At 67.6% G+C, this 18,161-nt stretch carries 13 protein-coding genes; 10 read left to right on the top strand and 3 right to left on the bottom strand.

Annotated elements, in window-relative coordinates:
• Positions 1 to 60 precede the first annotated feature (60 nt).
• The 5 genes from VGD28_RS10865 (at position 61) to VGD28_RS10885 (ending at position 7,521) form a co-directional block, all read left to right on the top strand.
• On the top strand, positions 61 to 2,007 hold the full coding sequence (locus VGD28_RS10865; RefSeq protein ID WP_331028362.1) for a prolyl oligopeptidase family serine peptidase: 1,947 nt from the start codon (positions 61 to 63) through the stop codon (positions 2,005 to 2,007).
• A 5-nt stretch (positions 2,008 to 2,012) separates the two neighbouring features.
• Positions 2,013 to 2,993 (top strand): amidohydrolase, encoded by a 981-nt coding sequence (locus VGD28_RS10870; protein ID WP_331028363.1) that lies wholly within the window; start codon positions 2,013 to 2,015, stop codon positions 2,991 to 2,993.
• Positions 2,994 to 3,061: 68 nt separating this feature from the next.
• Positions 3,062 to 3,535, top strand: a complete 474-nt coding sequence (locus VGD28_RS10875; RefSeq protein WP_331028364.1) for a sigma-70 family RNA polymerase sigma factor — start codon at positions 3,062 to 3,064, stop codon at positions 3,533 to 3,535.
• Entirely contained in the window at positions 3,529 to 4,464 is a 936-nt protein-coding gene (locus tag VGD28_RS10880; protein WP_331028365.1) for a FecR family protein, read from the top strand. The genes VGD28_RS10875 and VGD28_RS10880 overlap by 7 nt, the downstream gene beginning before the upstream one ends.
• A gap of 93 nt (positions 4,465 to 4,557) precedes the next feature.
• Positions 4,558 to 7,521 carry a TonB-dependent receptor gene (locus VGD28_RS10885; protein ID WP_331028366.1) on the top strand — a complete coding sequence of 988 codons (2,964 nt, stop codon included), beginning with the start codon at positions 4,558 to 4,560 and terminating at the stop codon, positions 7,519 to 7,521.
• A 47-nt stretch (positions 7,522 to 7,568) separates the two neighbouring features.
• On the opposite strand, the gene VGD28_RS10890 is transcribed toward VGD28_RS10885, so the two are convergent.
• A complete protein-coding gene (locus VGD28_RS10890; RefSeq protein ID WP_414714495.1) occupies positions 7,569 to 8,678 on the bottom strand; it encodes a LacI family DNA-binding transcriptional regulator in 1,110 nt (369 codons plus the stop codon).
• 190 nt (positions 8,679 to 8,868) lie between these two features.
• Here VGD28_RS10890 and VGD28_RS10895 point away from each other — a divergent pair, with 190 nt between their 5' ends.
• The 4 genes from VGD28_RS10895 to VGD28_RS10910 all read left to right on the top strand — a co-directional run bounded on the left by VGD28_RS10895 (position 8,869) and on the right by VGD28_RS10910 (position 14,184).
• Positions 8,869 to 10,161, top strand: coding sequence for an oligosaccharide MFS transporter (locus VGD28_RS10895; protein WP_331028368.1), 1,293 nt, complete (start codon positions 8,869 to 8,871; stop codon positions 10,159 to 10,161).
• Positions 10,162 to 10,235: 74 nt separating this feature from the next.
• Positions 10,236 to 11,366, top strand: a complete 1,131-nt coding sequence (locus VGD28_RS10900) for a glycoside hydrolase family 88 protein (protein WP_331028369.1) — start codon at positions 10,236 to 10,238, stop codon at positions 11,364 to 11,366.
• Positions 11,348 to 13,285, top strand: a complete 1,938-nt coding sequence (locus tag VGD28_RS10905; protein ID WP_331028370.1) for a glycoside hydrolase family 97 protein — start codon at positions 11,348 to 11,350, stop codon at positions 13,283 to 13,285. Before VGD28_RS10900 ends, VGD28_RS10905 begins: the two co-directional genes overlap by 19 nt.
• Entirely contained in the window at positions 13,282 to 14,184 is a 903-nt protein-coding gene (locus VGD28_RS10910) for an ROK family protein (protein WP_331028371.1), read from the top strand. The genes VGD28_RS10905 and VGD28_RS10910 overlap by 4 nt, the downstream gene beginning before the upstream one ends.
• Positions 14,185 to 14,267: 83 nt before the next feature.
• Here the strand turns inward: VGD28_RS10910 and VGD28_RS10915 are convergent, their stop codons facing one another.
• Both VGD28_RS10915 and VGD28_RS10920 read right to left on the bottom strand, forming a co-directional pair.
• On the bottom strand, positions 14,268 to 14,819 hold the full coding sequence (locus tag VGD28_RS10915) for a hypothetical protein (RefSeq protein WP_331028372.1): 552 nt from the start codon (positions 14,817 to 14,819) through the stop codon (positions 14,268 to 14,270).
• Positions 14,820 to 14,844: 25 nt separating this feature from the next.
• Complete coding sequence (locus tag VGD28_RS10920; protein WP_331028373.1) at positions 14,845 to 17,109, bottom strand: heparinase II/III domain-containing protein; 2,265 nt, start codon at positions 17,107 to 17,109, stop codon at positions 14,845 to 14,847.
• A gap of 207 nt (positions 17,110 to 17,316) precedes the next feature.
• Here VGD28_RS10920 and VGD28_RS10925 point away from each other — a divergent pair, with 207 nt between their 5' ends.
• A complete protein-coding gene (locus VGD28_RS10925; RefSeq protein WP_331028374.1) occupies positions 17,317 to 18,150 on the top strand; it encodes a class I mannose-6-phosphate isomerase in 834 nt (277 codons plus the stop codon).
• The last annotated feature ends 11 nt before the right edge of the window (positions 18,151 to 18,161 follow it).

Here is an 18,161-nt window from a genome sequence, read left to right on the forward strand (position 1 = left end):
CTGATCGGGGCCCGTCCGGCAGCGATGCCGGGCGGGCCCAGGCCTTTTGGAGAGTGCCTGATGTTCCTTCGCCCTGCCTTTGCCGCGGCGCTCGCGCTGCTGCCTGCCACCGCGATCGCCCAGGTCGCAAAACCCGCCGCGATCGTCGCCGACGGCATCCCGGCCATTCCCGACGCGCTGGCCGCTGATACTCAGCCCTATCTTCAAGCGCGCAAGGCGAGCTTCCTCGGCTGGAATCCGGCCGATCGCTCGATGCTGATCAAGACGCGCTTCGCCAACACCGATCAGGTGCACAAGGTGCGCGCGCCGAATGCCGACCGCACGCAATTGAGCTTCGAGGACGAGCCGATCCTGATGGCCGCCATCTCGCCCGGCGCCGGCGACGTGACGGTGGTGCAGAAGGACGTCGGCGGCGGCGAATTCTATCAGCTCTTCCGGCTCGCCGACGGGCGGCTGCAACTGCTCACCGACGGGAAGAGCCGCAACTGGTTCGGCGCTTGGAGTCCCGACGGCAAGCTGCTCGGCTATTCCTCGACCCGGCGCAACGGCGCCGATGCCGATCTCTATGTGATCGACCCGCGCGACCCCAAGTCCGATCGGCTGGTCGCGACGGTCAAGGGCGGCGGCTGGAACATTGCCGACTTCTCGGCGGACGGCGCGAAGGCGCTGGTCGTCAACCGCATGTCGATCAACCGCGCCGATCTCTATGAACTCGATCTCAAGACCGGCAAGCTGCGCCCCCTCAACGATGTAAAGCGCGAGGTTTCGTACATCGCGCCGCGCTACGCGCCCGATGGTGGAATCTGGGTGCTGTCCGACATCGATTCCGATTTCGTGCGGCTCGGCCGCCTCGATCCGCGCACCGGCCGGTTCACGCCGGTCTCGAAGGAGCCGAAATGGGACGTGAGCGACTATGCGCTCGCGCCCGACGGCAGCTTCCTCGCCTATGCGACCAATGAAGCCGGGGTCAGCCGGCTGCACGTGCTCGACGCCGCGACGGGCGCCACCCGCGACGTCACCGGCCTGCCGGCAGGCGTGATCCCCTATTCGATCGGCTCGGCGATCGAGATCGCGCCCTGGGGGACGATCGGGCTCAGCATGTCCTCGGCCCGCGTCGCGGGCGATGCCTTTGCGGTCGATCCGAAGACGCTCGCGGTGACGCGCTGGACCGCGAGCGAGACCGGCGGGCTCGATCCCGCGAAGAATGTCGAGCCGCAGCTCGTCGAGGTGAAGAGCTTCGACGGCGAGACGGTGACCGGCTTCCTCTATCGCCCCGATCCGGCGCGCTTCCCCGGCAAGCGCCCGCTGATCATCAACATCCATGGCGGCCCGGAGGGGCAGACCCGGCCCGACTTCCTGGGCTCCGACAACTATTACCTCAACGAGCTCGGCATCGCGCTGTTCTTCCCCAACGTCCGCGGGTCGAGCGGGTTCGGCAAGCGCTTCGTCAATCTCGACAACGGGCCGTTCAAGCGCGAGGATTCGGTCAAGGACATCGGCGCCTTCCTCGACGCGCTGGTCAAGGACCCGGCGCTCGATCCCGCCCGCTTCGCGGTCACCGGCGTCTCCTATGGCGGCTATATGTGCTATGCCACCGCCACCCATTATTCGCCGCGGCTCAAGGGGGCGAACTGCTACGTCGCGATCTCCAACTTCGTCACCTTCCTCGAGAACACCCAATCCTATCGCCGCGACCTGCGCCGCGTCGAATATGGCGACGAGCGCGATCCCAGGCAGCTCGCCAAGCTGATCGAGATCTCCCCGCTCACCAGCGTCGACAAGATCGACCTGCCGCTGCTGATCGCAACCGGCGGCAACGATCCGCGCGTGCCGGCGAGCGAGGCCGATCAGATCATCAAGGCGGTGCGCGGCAAGGGCGGCACCGTCTGGCACCTGCTTGCCGAGAATGACGGCCATGTCTTCCGCAAGAAGGAGAATGAGGACTATTATTTCTGGACCAGCGCGCTGTTCTGGAAGCAGACGCTGCTCGGCGACGCACAGCGGTGATCCTGGTGCTGGTGCTTACGATCGCCGCGGCGCTGCTCCTCGTCGTCACTCCCTCGAGCGCGGCAGAACGCAAGCCACCAGCGGTGGCGATCGATCATCACGTCCATGTCCATTCGCCCGCGATCCTCGCCTTCCTGCCCGGCTATTGCGCGAGTCCGGGCAGGACCGGCAAATGCGACCCCGAGTTTGCCAACCCGCTGACCGTCACTGATCTGCTGCAGGCAATGGACGCAGCGGGCATCAAGCGCGCGCGGCTGATGTCGACCGCCTATCTGGCGGAAAGCCCGATGATGGTGCCGCCGGCCCCGGGCCATGCCGAGATCGTCCGCAAGGCGAATGACTTCACCGTCGCCCTGGCGCGCGACCATCCCGATCGGCTCCAGGCCTATATTGGCGTCAATCCGCTCACCACGACCGCGCTACCGGAGATCGAGCGCTGGCGCGGCGACCGCCACGTCGCCGGCATCAAGCTCCATCTCGCCAACTCGCGCTTCGATTATCACCGGCCCGAGCATGTGGAGGTGCTTGCGTCGGCGTTTCGCGCTGCGGCGGCCGCGCGTCTGCGCATCATGATCCATATGCGCAACCGGGCGGTCGGCTATGGCGCGGAAGAGGCGCGCATCTTCCTCGACGAGATACTGCCGGCTGCGCGCGGCACAACGGTGCAGGTCGCGCATGCCGCAGGCTGGGGCGGCGTCGACGCAGCGACCCTCGATGCGCTCGACGTCTTCGCCGATGCGTGCGAGCAGGATCGCAAGCGCTGCGCCAATCTCTATTTCGACCTTGCCGCCATCAAGCCCGGCGCAGCGTCGGAGGCTGACAAGTCCGCGCTCGTCGGCCTGATGCGCAGGATCGGGCTCCGCCACTTCCTGCCGGCGTCGGACTGGCCCTTCACTCGCGACCTTGGCGCCTATTATGCCGAGCTCGCCGCGCTTCCGCTGACGCGCGCCGAATGGCGGCAGATCGCGCGCAATGCCGGCCCGTGAGGCACGGCGCGCCAGAATCCTGTCGAGTTTCGGCGACCGAATCATGTAGGAGACGGCCAGGGAGCGCGATGAGCCAGTTGAACCAGATGTTGCGGCACGTCCGGGCCGTCCTTCGCCGGCGCGGCGTGGCCGAGCAGGACGCCGAGGATCTGGTGCATGAAGCCTTTCTCAAGGTGGAGCGCTACGAGCAGCGGCATTCGGTGCGCTCGCAGGAGGCGCTCCTGGTCAGGGCGGCCGTCAACCTCTCGATCGACGAGGAGCGCCGCGAGCGCCGTGCACCCTTCTCGGCCGGGAACGTGTTCAGCATCGCCGATGCCGCGCCCGATCCCGAGCAGGTACTGCAATCCCAGGCGCGGCTGAGCCATGCGGCGGCCGGGCTCGCGCGATTGCCCGAGCGCACCCGCCGCATTCTGCTCCGCCGGCGTCTGGACGGAGCCAATTACGCGACAATCGCCAAGGAAGAAGGGATGTCGATCCCCGCCGTGGAAAAGCAGGTCGCCCGAGCGACCCTGGAGATGATGAACTGGATGGAACAATGGTGATACGGTCGAAGGAGGAGCGAACGCGTCTCAACGCGGAAGCATCGGCCTGGCTCGCCCGGCTGCATGGTCCGCAGGGCAGCAATGCCGAAGGGGCGCTGCAGGATTGGCTCAAGGCCGATCCTGCGCACCAGGAGGCTTTCGAGCGCGCCACCGAGCTGTGGGAGATCCTGCCGGGCGCGGCGGCGTTCGATGCCGAGCCGCCGCGCCCGGTCTCGCGGCGGTTCGTCCCGCTGGCGATCGCGGCGTCTTTGGCCGTGCTCGCCGGGGCAGGCGCGATGACGGCCTTGCTCAACCAGCCGCTGACCTTCGACACCCGGACCGGCGAGCAGCGCATGGCGACGCTCGACGATGGCAGCCGCATCGCGCTCAACACCGACAGCCGCCTCACGGTGAAGTTCGACCGCGACGAGCGCCAGGTCTCGCTCGACCGGGGCGAGGCGATGTTCGACGTGACGCACGATGCCGCCCGGCCGTTCGTCGTCCGGGCCGGCGACGAGCGGATCAAGGCGCTGGGCACCAGCTTCGTCGTGCGGCGGGAGGGCGATCGAGTCCGCGTCACGCTGCTCAGCGGCAAGGTCGAGGTCGTGCGCATGGGCGAACGGCCGCGATTGCTCGCCGTCCTCGCGCCGGGCGAGCGCGTATCGGCGGCCCCCGATGCGGTGCCGGTGCTCGATCGCCCTGCGCTCGAATCGATCACCGCCTGGCGCCGCGGCGAGCTGCGCTTCCGCGACACGCCCTTGTCCGAAGCCGTCGCCGAAGTGAACCGCTATGGCAGGCAGCGCGTGATCGTGAACGATGCCCGCCTCGCCGCGCTTCCCATCTCTGGCGTCTTCGCGACCGACGACCCGGCGGAGTTCGCCGCCGCGGTGGCACAGCTTCACGGCCTGCGGGTGCAGCGCGAGGGCGAAGCAGTGCTTTTGACGCCTTGATCACGTCTTCGTGCCCGTGCAGCGTGCGGTGATCTATCCTCGATCGATCCGCCGGAACGGCCCGGCAGCGCGGAGTAGAGGCGGCAGATGAGGATGGGCGGCACGTTGACGGCGATGTCCGCGATCGCGTGCATGGCCGCGCCCGCTGCCCAGGCGCAATCCGCTGCCCGGTTCCGCTTCGCGCTGCCGCGGCAGGATCTGTCGCTGTCGCTGGAGGCGGTGGCGACGATCACCCGCACCAACATCGTCTTCGTGCCCAGCGCCGTCAGGGGACGTGTCGCGCCGGCGCTCGACGGCACCTACACCACGCCCGAAGCGCTGCGCCGCCTGCTCCGGCAATCGGGGCTGGACTTCACCGTCACCGCCGGCGGCTCCTATGTCATCTCCCGGCGTGCGGCCGAACGGAGCGTGCGCCGCCCGCCCGTGGCCGCGCGGCCCCCGCCCCCGCGTCCCTCTCCTCCCCCGGAAAGGCCGGAGGAACCGCAGGATGTCGTCATCACCGGCTCGCGGATCGACGCGCTGGGGTTCGAGGCGCCGACCCCGACCTCGCACGTGACGCGCGCCGACCTCGAGATCGGCGGACGCCCGAACGTCGCCGCCGCGCTGAACGACCTGCCGCAATTCCGGGGCACCATCTCCCCGCAGACCAGCGGCACGAACACCAGCGCGGGCATGGCGCCGGTGGATCTTCGCGGCCTCGGGATCAATCGCACGCTCGTGCTGCTCGACGGACGGCGCTTCTCGAGCGACAATGATCTCAACACCGTCCCCACCGTGCTGATCAAGTCGGTCGATATCGTGACCGGCGGCGCCTCCGCCGCCTGGGGCTCGGGCGCGGTGGCGGGCGTGGTGAATATCGTGCTCGACGGGGACATCGACGGGATCAGGCTCGGAGCCCAGGCGGGAATCTCCTCACGCGGCGATGCCGCGGAGCGCCGGTTCGAGGGCGCGTTTGGCACGACATTCGCCGGCGGTCGCGGCCAGCTGATCCTCGGCGCCGAATATCTCGACAATGACGGCGTCATTCCCAAATCATCCCGCCCCAGCGTGGGCCGCTGGGGGAGCGTGGCGGCCGGAAACGGCAACTTCATGCTGGTGCCGGACGTCGGCTTCGCCAATGCGGCGCGCGGGGGCCTGATCCTGAGCGGCGTGCTCGCCGGCCAGGTCTTCAATCCCGACGGATCGCTCCGCGACTTCCGCTACGGCACCGTGGTGGGCACTGAGATGATCGGTGGCGAGGGGCCGTCGAACGACGATCTCAGCGCGCTCGTCACGCCGCAGCGGCGCTACAGCGCGCTCGGCCGCGTCAGCTTCAAGGCGAGCGACGCGGTCAAGCTCTCGGCCGAGCTGCGCCACTCGCGCATGTGGAACGACTATATCTGGTTCGGCGACCATAATCGCGGCAACATCTTCATCGCGCGCGACAATGCCTTCCTGTCGCCCGACATCGCCGCGCGGCTGCTGACGGCGGGCGAGGCCGGCTTCACCATGGGCCGGTTCAATTCCGACTTCCCCTTTCCCCGCATCGATTTCGAGCGGGTGACGACTCAGGGGACGATCGCGCTGGACGGCACGATCGGCCGGCATTGGCGCTGGAGCGGCTATTACAGCCATGGCGAATATCGCAACGACATCGACACGCCCGGCTTCGTGATCGGCGCCAATTTCAGCCAGGCGGTGGATGCGGTGCGCGATCCGGCAACCGGGCAACCGGTCTGCCGCGTCAAGCTCAGCGATCCGTCGAGCGCCTGCGTGCCGATCAACCTGTTCGGCGAGGGTTCGCCCTCGGCCGAGGCGCTCGCCTATGTCACCGGCACGCCGCGCCAGCGCGCGACGACCACGCTGGATGTCGGCGGGATCAGCCTGCGCGGCGAGCCGTTCGCGCTCGCGGCCGGCCCCGTCTCGATCGCTGCGGGCATCGAGGCGCGGCGCGAGGCGATCCGCCAGACGGTGAGCGAGCTCGACCTTGCCCGCGCGTTCCGGTCGTTCAACTTCGCGCCGATCGCCGGCGGCTTCACCGTCCGGGAAGCCTTTGGCGAGATCCTCATCCCGCTGGCGCGCGATCGGCCGCTGCTGCGCAAGCTCGAGCTGAACGCGGCGGTGCGCCTGTCCGACTATGACACCACCGGATCGATCTGGTCGTGGAAGCTGGGCGCGACGAACGAGTTCTTTCCCGGCTTCCGCGCGCGGTTCACGCGCTCGCGCGATATCCGCTCAGCCAATCTCGCGGAGCTCTACACGCAGCTCACCGTGGGCTACAACGCGCTCACCGATCCGGTGAAGAATGCGAGCGTCTATGTGCTCAACCACAGCGGCGGCAATCCGGACCTGCACCCCGAAACCGCGACCACCTTCACGGCGGGATTCCTCTACGCGCCGCCGGGAATTCCCGGACTGCGCCTGTCGGCCGACTATTACCGCGTGCGCATCGACGATGTGATCACCACCGTCTCGGCCCAGGATCTGGTGATCCGCTGCTTCAACGGCAACCAGGCTCTGTGCGCGAATGTCGAGCGCGACGCCGCGGGCAACATCACCCGCACCGTCACCTCCTATCTCAACCTGTCCGAATACCGGACCGACGGGATCGACGCCGAGCTTTCCCAGACGCTCCCGCTCCGCTTCGCCGGCCTGCCCGGCAAGCTCGTCCTCCGGTTGCGCGGCAATTGGGTCGACAGCCTGAAGACCAATGACGGCGTCACGACGATCGAATATGTCCGCTCGCAGGGCAATTCGTTCAGCCTCGGCGTGCCCGAATGGCGGATCAACGGCAGCATCGGCTACGATAGCGAGGATTTCGGCGCGCAGCTACGCGCACGCTACATCTCCCCCGGCAACTACAATTCCACGATCCGGCTGCTCAACAACCATATCCCGGCCTATACCTATGTCGACCTCTTCGCGCGCGTGCGCATCGCGGCCGGCGCGCGAAAGATCGAGATCCATGGCGGCGTGACCAACCTGCTGGACAGGCAGGCCCCCAACGGATCGCTCTATTCGCCCTTCTACGACGTGGTCGGCCGCTATTTTTCCGCCGGAACCAGACTGGTCTTCTAGCGATCCCGCCGGCCGGCCAATGGGTGGTGTGCGCCTCTGCGCGGCGCTCAGATGCCCAGGTTCAGAACCTCGACGCGGACGGGTCCGGTGGATCCACGCTCCTTCAGCTCGAAAGGCGCGACATGGTGCTTGATCGGCGGCGTCGGCGTATTGCGGCGCTGCTTGAGATAGTCGGACAGGATCTCGACCGCAGTCGCAGCCATCTCCGCGATCGGCTGCCGGATCGTCGTGAGTTGCGGCCAGAGTAGCGACGCGATCGGCGTATCGTCGAACCCCGCCACGCTCAGCTCGCCCGGAATGCTGACGCCGAGACCCAGCGCCACCGCGGTCACGGCCGCCGCCATGTCGTCGTTGCTGGCGAAGATCGCGGTCGGGCGCTTCGCCGGCGACACGTCGAGCAGCGCCCGCCCGGCGTCGAGCCCTGAGCGGTAGCTGAAATCGCCATCGACCAGCCGCGCGGGGTCGAGCTGCAGGCCGGCTTCGGCGATCGCGGCGCGAAATCCCTCTTCACGGCGCAGCGCGGGCGAATGCCGCTGATTGCCGCGAATGAAGGCGATGTCGCGATGCCCCAGGCCGATCAGGTGCCGCACCATGGCGCGCGCGCCCTCGAAATCATCGATGAGCACCGCCGAGGAGTGCGACCGCGGGTCCGCCGTCGCGAAGCTCAACGCCGGGATCTGCGCCTGCCAGAGGATATCCAGCGCCTCGAGCGAATCGCACAAGGGCGGCGGCAGGATCATGCCATCGACGCCCGTGGCGACGAGCTTGCGCACCGCATCCGTCGCCTTGGGATGCGTGGCGACCGGCTCGATAACCAACTGGCTTCCATCGCTCCCACTCTGCTGAAACGCCCCCATCAGGAAGTCGCCCAGGTTCGAGGATCGCGGGTTGCTGAACAGCACGCCGATCCGGAGCGAGCCCGATCGCGCCGCACGCGCCGCGACGTTGGGCACATAGTTGAGCCGCTCGATCGCGGCTTGGACGCGCACGCGCAGCGGCTCGCGAACCTTGGTCCCGTTCACCACGCGCGACACAGTCATTGATGACACGCCTGCTTCGCGCGCCACGTCGTGGACGGTCACCGCAGAGCGGCGTGACGATGATGCCGAAGTCTCGCCTTCAGCCTCGGCCTTGTTGCCGCGTTTCACCCGATCCACTCCCTTTTCCGACATCGCGAGCTGCGGCACCGTCAGGAGCCGCCGTGGTCAATGCCATAGCATCCATACTGTTTACGATACCAGTCAATAATCTACCAATTTCCTATATAGGGTGGATTGCCATCTGAATTATGAACTGATAACGATACCTCTAGCCGCACGACCAATCGCGGTCAAGGAGAGGCGAGCGATGGACACGATGCCGGGCGCGCGGCGCAACTACATATTGTTGAGCGCCTTTCTGTTCCTGTTCTTTTTTGCCCAGGCGGGTGCAATGTCGTTCCTGGCGATCTGGCTCAAGGGGCCGATGGGCCTTGATGGCGCTCAGGCGGGAACCGTGTTCTCGGCCAATTTCATCGCCGCCATGCTGTGCCAGCCGCTCTACGGCTACATCTCCGATCGCGCCGGGCTCAAGCGCCATGTGCCGTTGTTCATCGCGCTGATGGTGACGTTGTGCGGGATCTTCTTCACCGGGCTCTACGCCCCGCTGCTCGAGGCCAACCTCCTGCTCGGCGCCGCGATCGGCGGGCTCTATCTCGGTCTGACGTTCGTCGCCGGCAGCTTCGCGCTCGAATCTTTCGTCGATCGCGTCGGGCGCCGCTACGGCTTCGAATATAGCCGGGCGCGGCTATGGGGTTCGCTCGGCTATGCCAGCGCTGCGGTGTTCTCGGGCCGGCTGTACAATATCGATCCGTCGATCAACTTCTACCTCGCCTCGGCGGCGGGCGTGCTCCTCATCCCGCTGATCCTCGCCACGCGGATCGTTCCCGACCCGGCGGAGCAGTCGCACGCGCAGACGCTCACCCCACGGGAATCGATGACGGTGCTGAAGCAGCCGCAATTCTGGCGCTTCATGGTGCTGATCCTCGGCGTCACCAATCTCTACCTCGTCTACGACCAGCAGTTCCCAGCCTATTTCGCATCGATGTTCCCGACCCCCGCGGAAGGGAACGTCATGTTCGGCTATCTCAACTCGGCACAGATCTTCGTCGAGGCCGGCATGCTGCTGATCGCGCCGCTGATCGTCATGCGCATCGGCGCGAAGAACGGGCTGATGCTGGCGGCGGCGATCATGATCATCCGCATCGCGGGATCGGCGGTCGCCACCGGCCCGCTCACCATCTCCGCCTGCAAGATGCTGCACTCGCTGGAGCTGCCGATCCTGGCCGTCTCGATCTTCCGCTACATCGCCTATCATTTCGACAGCCGCTTCGCCTCGACCGTCTATCTGGTGGGGGTCAGCTTCGGCCATTCGCTGGGCCTGGCGATCCTCTCGCCGATCGTCGGGCACGGCTATGATCTGTTCGGCTTCCCCGCCACTTATCTGATGATCGCCGCCGGCGCGCTGCTGTTCTGGATCGCCTCCTGGTTCGCGCTGGAAAGCACACCGCGAACCGACGCGCGCGGCCGCCCGATTGACGCCGGCGATCGGGAAAAGCCCGCAGCGGCGTCCACCGCCAACGCCACGCCGCTCACGCAATGAAAAGCCCTGCCATGCATCTCCCCATGTCCCCCGTCGTCCATGAGCCGATCCATGACCGTGTCCGGTTCGAGGCCGTGGCCCCTCCCACCGCCGCCGAGCTCGACGATGCGATCGCCCAGGTGCTCGCCCGGCTCGACCGCGCGCTGCCGCAATTTTCCGGGAGCTTCCCGGCGCCGTCGAGCGAGCGGCTCATCTATCCGGCGATCGGCAATGTCGAGTGGACCAATGGGTTCTGGACGGGCCTCATGTGGCTGGCATGGGAACTGACCGGTGCCGAGCGCTATCGCAGCGCGGCGGAGCAGCAGGTGGAAAGTTTCGTTGAGCGCGCCGACCGGCGGGTCAATGTCGAGCATCACGATCTCGGCTTCCTCTACACCCCCTCGGCCTGCGCGGCGTGGCGGCTCACCGGCGATACGGAGGCGCGCCGTGCAGGGCTTGCGGCGGCGGAGCTGCTGCTGGCCCGGTTCGACCCGGTATCGGGGGTCATCCAGGCATGGGGCGACCTCAACGATCCCGAGCAGGCGGGACGCATGATCATCGACTGCAACCTCAACCTGCCGCTGCTCTATTGGGCGACCGAGGAGACGGGCGACGCGCGCTTCCGCACCGCGGCCGAGCGACATCTCGATCAGGCCTCGCGCTATCTCGTGCGCCCCGACGCTTCGACCTTCCATACCTTCCACATGGATACGCGTACCGGCGCGCCGTCGCACGGCACCACGCACCAGGGGCATTCCGACGACAGCTGCTGGGCGCGCGGGCAGGCCTGGGGGATCTACGGCTTCGCCCTCGGTCACCTGCACAGCGGGCGCGAAGACCTGGTCGCGCTGGCCGCCAGGCTCGCCAACTATTTCCTCAACCGGCTGCCCGACGACCTCGTCTGCCGCTGGGATCTGATCTTCACCGGGGGCGATGCGCCGCGCGACACCTCGGCGGCGGCGATCGCCGCGTGCGGCCTGCTCGAGCTCGTCCGGCACCTCCCGCTGAGCGATCCCGATCGCGGCCTCTACGCCCGCGCCGCCTGGGGCATGACTCGCGCGCTTGCCGCGCATCTCACCCCCCTTGAAGGCAGCAACGGCGTGCTCGCCGAAGCCGTCTATCACATGCCCAACCAAATCGGCATCAGCGAGTGCTGCATCTGGGGCGACTATTTCTACCTCGAGGCGCTGGTCCGCATGCGCCGTATATGGAGGCCCTATTGGTGATCTCGACCTCACGGCGCACGGTTCTCGCCGGCGCCGCCACGCTCCCCTTCGGCACCGGCGCCGCACATGCGGCCGAGGCCATTCACCGCATCTCTTCCCCCAACGGCAAGGTCGAGCTGACGATCGATCCGTCCGGCCCGACCTGGTCGGTGAAGGTGAACGGACGCGCGGCGATCGAGCGGTCGACGCTCGCGCTCGTATTGGCGGACGGCAAGCGGCTGGGCCCCGGCGCAAAGCCGGGTCAGATGCGCCGCAAGACCATCAACGGCGACTGGTCACCGCCCTATGGCATCCGCAAGCGTTATGACGGCCGCTGCCGCGAGGTCGAGGTCGAGTTCGACGATACGGCGCGCGGCATCCGCTTCGCGATCGTCGGCCGCGCTTATGATCATGGCGCCGCGGTGCGTTTCCGCCTGCTTGCTGCGCCCGGCGACGAATTGGTGCTCACCGGCGAGGAGACCGAGTTCCGCCTGCCGGCGGAGGCGCAGCTCTATGTCAGCCGCGACGAGGGCGAGTATCAGCGCACCGTTCAGACGCGCATCGCACCGACGCCGCATCCGGACCTGACCGCGAGCTGCGATCAGGGCGACCTCGCCGACACGCCGCTCACCGCGCAGCTCAGCGACGGCACCACGCTGTTGCTCAGCGAATCCGACCGGCTTCATTACCCCCGCGTGATGCTGCGCAGCACGGACAAGGGGATCGTCACCTATCTGATGCGCTTTCCCGGCCGCGCGACCGGCTATTCGGGCCCGGGCGACACCCCTGCGGAGGAATCCTTCCGCGTGCCGGTGCCGTTCGAGACGCCGTGGCGCGTCGTGCTGGCGGCGCCGAACCCCGCGGCACTGATCGAGCGCCAGGATCTGATCCCCACCCTCGCCAGCCCCAACCGGCTCGGCGATGTGAGCTGGATCAAGCCCGGACGCGCGGTGCGCATCACCAAATATACCACCCAGGCGGGACTCGACACGGTGGATTTCGCCGCCGAGCGCAAGCTCGATTATGTCGAGTGGGACGCACGCTGGTATGGCGATGGCACCGACCCCAGCGACGCGACCTATGCCATCCCCGCCATCGATATCGAGCGCGTGATCGGCTATGCGCGAAGCAAGGGAATCGGGATGATCCTCTATGTCGATCGGGTGCCGGCGATGCGGCAGCTCGACGCGATCGTGAAGACCTATCAGCGGTGGGGCGCCGCGGGCATCAAGTTCGGCTTCGTCTGGGAAGGCCGCCAGGCCGATGTCGATTTCATCTATGACCTGGTGAAGACCTGTGGCGAGCACCGGCTGCTGGTGAACCTGCACGACAATCTGCGGCCCGCGGGCCTCGAGCGGACCCTGCCCAACTATGTCGCGCTGGAAGGCGTGCGCGGCAACGAGCAGTTTCCAACCGCCACGCACAATTGCACCCTCCCCTTCACCCGTGCGCTGTCAGGACCCATCGACTATACGATCTGCTACGCCAACCCGCGCAATCGGACGACCAACGCGCATCAGCTCGCGCTGGCTGCGATCTACTACAACCCGCTGACCTTCCTCTATTGGTACGATGCCCCGTCCAAATATGCGGGACGCGACTGGCCCGAGCTCGCCTATTTCGACGAGTGCCCGACCAGCTGGGACGAGACGGTGGCGCTGTCGGGCGCGATCGGCGAGCATGCGGTGGTCGCGCGGCGCGCGGGGAAGCGCTGGTTCCTGGGCGCGATCACCAACGAAGCTGCGCGGACATTGACGATCGACCTGACCTTCCTGGGCGCGGGAACATGGCGGGCGCGGCGCTTCGCCGACGGCGTCCCCGCCGCACGTCCGTTCGAGACGCCGGTCGCGCTGTCCACCGACACAGTCACCGCCGCGGATCGCTTCGTCCTGGCCCTCGCCCCGGCCGGCGGGCAGGCCGTGATCTTCGAACAGCCATGACCCTGTTCGGCGCAATCGAGGCGGGCGGCACCAAGTTCGTCTGCGGCGTGGGTGGCGCGCGCGCCGGATCGCGCGCGCGAGCGGTGATCGCGACGACCGATCCCGCCGCGACGCTCGCCGAAGTCGGCGCCTTCTTCGACCGCGCGCTGGAGGCCCATGGCCCGTTGGACGCGATCGGTTTGGGCAGTTTCGGCCCGCTCGAGCTCGATCCGAAAGCGGACCGCTACGGCCAGATAACGACGACGCCCAAGCCGGGATGGAGCGGCGTCGATATCGGGGGGTGGTTGCGCGCGCGCTATGGCATCCCGGTCGCGATCGATACCGACGTCAACGCCGCCGCGCTCGCCGAAGCCGATGCGCGCGGCGTCAGCAGCCTTGCCTATGCTACCGTGGGTACGGGCATTGGCGTCGGGCTGGTCCTGAACGGCACGCCGCATCTCGGCACGAGCCACCCGGAAGCGGGGCATATCCCGGTGCGGCGCCATGAAGGCCATTCGGGGTTCACCGGCATCTGCCCCTATCATGGCGACTGCCTGGAGGGATTGGCGAGCGGCCCGGCAATCAAAGCTGCGTGGGGCGCATCGCTCGACCGATTGCCCGCCGACCATCCGGCCTGGGCGATCGAAGCGGACTATATCGGCCAATTGTGCGCCAGCCTGATCCTCATGGTCTCCCCGGGCACAATCGTTCTCGGCGGCGGCGTGATGCAGCAGGCGCGCCTGCTCAACTTGGTGCGCGCGGCGGCACTGCGTCAACTCGGCGGCTATTGCCCGCAATGGGAGGCAGCTGCGGCGGAACGGATCTCGATGCCATTGTCGGGCGAGGCACCCGGCCTCACCGGCGCCTATCTTCTCGCCGAACGGCTTGCCGGTCAGCGCGATGAATCTGACGCGCCGTAGCGCGATCGGCGTAACCGCTTCGGGCCCGGGGCTTGCGCTGGTTCCGGCAGCGCGTGCCGCGGCGCCGGGCGATCCGCCCGATCTCACGCCGATGACCGAGCTTGTCGCCGCCTGGGTGGGCGACGGGATCGTCCCCGGCGCCGGGCTGGTCGTTGGACAAGGGGACCACATCCTCCTCGAACGCTATTTCGGGTCGTCCGCCCGCGCGTGACGACATCGGGCAGCCGCAACGTCCGGTAGAAGGCGCCGGGAAATTGCGGGGCCAGCACGCCATAGTCGAGCTGGTCATAATCGCTGAGCAGGCGATCGCCGACCTGCTTGCCGCCGCAGATCAGCGTCAGGCCGCCCTGCACGACATCCCCGCCCCACAGCCGTATGCTCAGGAAATTCGGAACATCGGGCGCGACCTTCAGCCGGAAGGCGACGTTGCCGCCGCGCCAGTCGCCATTCGATCGCGGCTTGAGCCGCACCGCCGCCTGCCCCAGCGCGCCCGGCACCATCTGCGCGGCGCTGAGCCTGACGGCATGCTCGCCCGCCGCGCGGGCATCGCCGAAATCGATGCGGTCGATGGTCTGCGCCTGGGCTTGGCTCACGCCGAGGGCAAGAGTCATCGCGACGACGGTGCTGCGCGCCATGATCTTCCTTCTCCTGCTCAGATGTCTAGCGACGCACCAGCGTCGCCGTGCCGTCCCGGCAATCGATCGCCGTCGTGACGCCGGCCAGCCGCAACGGCCCCCGGCACGCAAAGCGCGCGTTCAGGTCCGGCTGGCCCGAAAGCACGAGCGCCCCGGCCCGAAGATCGAGATGCGCGAACATCTTCGACAGGCTGTCGACGACCGTCCGCCCGTCGCGGCGCAGATAGCTGCCATTGGCGACGAAGAGCTGGTCCGGCTCCGTCCCCCGCCTCGCCCCCGCGGGCCAGCTCAACGCGAGGATGTACGCATCGGTCTGATAACCCGCGAGCGTCGCATTGGCGTTGCGATGGCGGATGCGGCCGTCGGCGAGCAGGTTCATGTAGATCTCGGTCGTCCGGTCCTCGCCGGTCAGCCGCACGCCGATCCAGTTGATCCCCTCGAGGCGCTCGATCCGCGCCGGCGTCCTGCCCGGTGTCCGCGGCTGGATCGCGACCATGATCTTCTCGCGCTCGCGCAGCTCGGTCGGCTGAAAGCCGATATAGGGGATTTGCGCCTTGGGATCGGCGTCCTTCAGTCCCTGATGCTCGACCATCCGCATCGCCTCGGGATAGTCGGTGGGCAACCCGCCATCGGGCAGCGGCTGGGGGAATAGCGGCCGCACATCGACCGCGGAATCCTGGTCGACGACGCGCACGACCTGCCCTTCCCGCTTGGCGCTCCCCTGATAGTGGAGCAACCACTCATATTGGCCGATCGTCCATGCCCGCAGGTCGTCGAGCACCAATATGGTGTCCCCGACCCACAGCAGATTACGAAAATTGCGCTGGAAATAGCGCGAGGTCGGTCCCGTCGCGTCCGCCCACAGATAGCGGAAGCCGGGCGTATCGATCAGGTGATCGATCCTTCCCGGGAAATGCGAGCCGTCATAGAGGTCGCTGGGCGGCTCCGCCTTGCCGTCGACGGTGACGACGTTGTGCGCGACGCTCTGCCGGTAATAGCCGTCATACTCCGGCGACGAATAAGCCGAATGCCCCGAATCCGACAGCAGCACCCGCCCGCGGTGATGCAGGATGAAGCTGCCTGCATCGGCGTGGTTGTGGTTCCATGTATGCCCTGCCTTGATCGCGAACAAAGTCGCGTCGGGCTCCCAGCCGCTGCGCAGCGTAGCGAGTCCCTGGCTGGGGAAGGTGAGCGCCGTGGGCAGCGCCGGATCGCGCGCCGCAGCGCGCTCGGCCGCATCGGGCAGATAGGGCAGGTTGGTAGCGTCGCCCCACGCATCCTTGTCCGCCGTCCCCGCGAAACCGTCGATATAGCGCAGATAGGCGGGGTTGCGGTCGCCCAGCGCCCACAGGTCGGCCAGGCTGCGGCAACCGCAGCTCGGCGGCCGGCTGTCCCCGAAGTTGAGCGACACCCAGCCGCCGGTCCGCGGATAGGCGGTGGCCAGGAAATAATGGGCGGCACGATTCAGGCCGGGGATCGGCGCGGCGGGATGCGGCATTGCCTCCCCCCATGCGCGGCGGAACAGCAACAGGCTGTGCAGGCCCAGCTCGGCATAGCCCACGGTTTCGGAATAGCCGCCGTCGCTGCCGAAGGTCAGCGGCTTGGATTCGATCCGCGAGCCGGCGAAGCGAAACCATTCGACCGAGGCGGAATCGATGCGTTCCGCCCAGCCCCGGGCGCGCGGCTCGTCGCGCAGGATCGCCAGCGCGCCGACCCCGGCGCCGAACACGATATGCGCCCACCAGTTGTGGCCCATCGTATCGAGCGCATGGATGCGTTGCCGCCCGTCGATCCAGTCGTTCAGGATCGGCTCGATCGCCCCCTTCACCAGCCCGTCGACGATCCTGCGCCGTTCGCCGGGCGTCAGCGTCTCGCGGATCGCATCATAGGCGATGCCGTAGCTCGCCGCGGCATAGCCCATGCCCAGGTCGGATCGCCATGGCGGGTCGCGCCGCGCCAGCGGCCGGTCGGTCAGCCAGTCGGCGCGTCCCGCCCGCACCAGCAACAGGTCGCGCGCCGCCGCGGCGTAGCGCGTCTCCAGCGTCATGCGATAGCTGAGCGCCAGCGCCTCGAGCGCCGCGTCGATCTGGCGCTCGCCCGTTGGCGGCTTGGCGATGGCGGCGTCAGCGCGTGCGCGCAATGCCGCCCATCGCGCCTGCGCAACCGGATCTTCGGCCGAAAGCTTGCGTGCCCGCGTGATGTTCGCGTCGCGAAACGCCAGAACCGGCCCCTCCGCTTCCGGCGGCGCCATCGCCGCGGACGGCGATGCGGCCGTGAGTACAAGAGCCATTGCCGACAGAATCACGCCTCCACCCCTCCCTTCGCCGGCAGTTCGCCGATCTGAGATGCTCATATCGCGATCAACGCCTCGAGACAACGAAGAACTGCTATCGATAACAGCTGCGTATTCTGTGAGGAGTATCGAGGACATATCTCTTAGGCAGAGCGCTCGTTTTTCTGCCAAATCTGATATCGTTCTCGAGTCCTCAGGAGCATCATGACCGCCACTGTACTGACCGCGCACCGCGTCGCGAAACCTTGGGGTCGGCGTCAGCTCGGAACGGGCTTCCCAGATTGCGGGCCGGATCAGGACCCGGTGGGCGAGATCTGGTTCGGAACCCCGGGCAATTTCGCACCCGAGCTGCTCGTCAAATACATCTTCACCAGCGAACGGCTGTCAGTTCAGGTCCATCCGGGCGACGCGCAGGCGCAAGCCGCCGGGCTGCCGCGCGGCAAGGACGAATGCTGGCTGATCCTTGACGCCGCACCGGATTCGACGATCGCGCTCGGCACCACGCACCCGGTCGAGCGCGCGGCGTTGCGCGAAGCGGCGATCGACGGCTCAATCGAGCTGCTTCTCGACTGGAAGCCGGTGCAGGCGGGCGACTTCTTCCATGTCCCGTCCGGCACCGTCCACGCCATCGGCGCGGGCATCACCCTGATCGAGGTGCAGCAGAACAGCGAGACCACCTATCGCCTCTATGACTATGGGCGGCCGCGCGAGCTCCATCTCGACGCCGGGGTCGCGGTGGCCGATCCCGTTCCCTATGCTTCACCGGACGCGCCGGGCGAGGTCGCGCCGGGCCGGCGCCTGCTCGTCGAAGGGCCGACCTTCATGCTCGAGCGCTGGACGGATGCGCGCCGCCGTTTCGCGCTTCCGGCAGAGGCGACGGCGTGGCTGATCCCGATCGCGGGCACCGGGCAGGTCGATGGCGTCGCCTTCGCGCCCGGCCAGTGCCTCAGCCTCGCCGGAACCGTCGATCTGCGCTCCGATGCCGGCAGCGACCTGCTCGTCGCCTATGCCGGCGACCGGCGCATCACGCTGGATTGAGGGAACCGCGG

It is taken from the genome of Sphingomonas sp. (assembly GCF_036402235.1).
Classification (GTDB): Bacteria; Pseudomonadota; Alphaproteobacteria; order Sphingomonadales; family Sphingomonadaceae; genus Sphingomonas.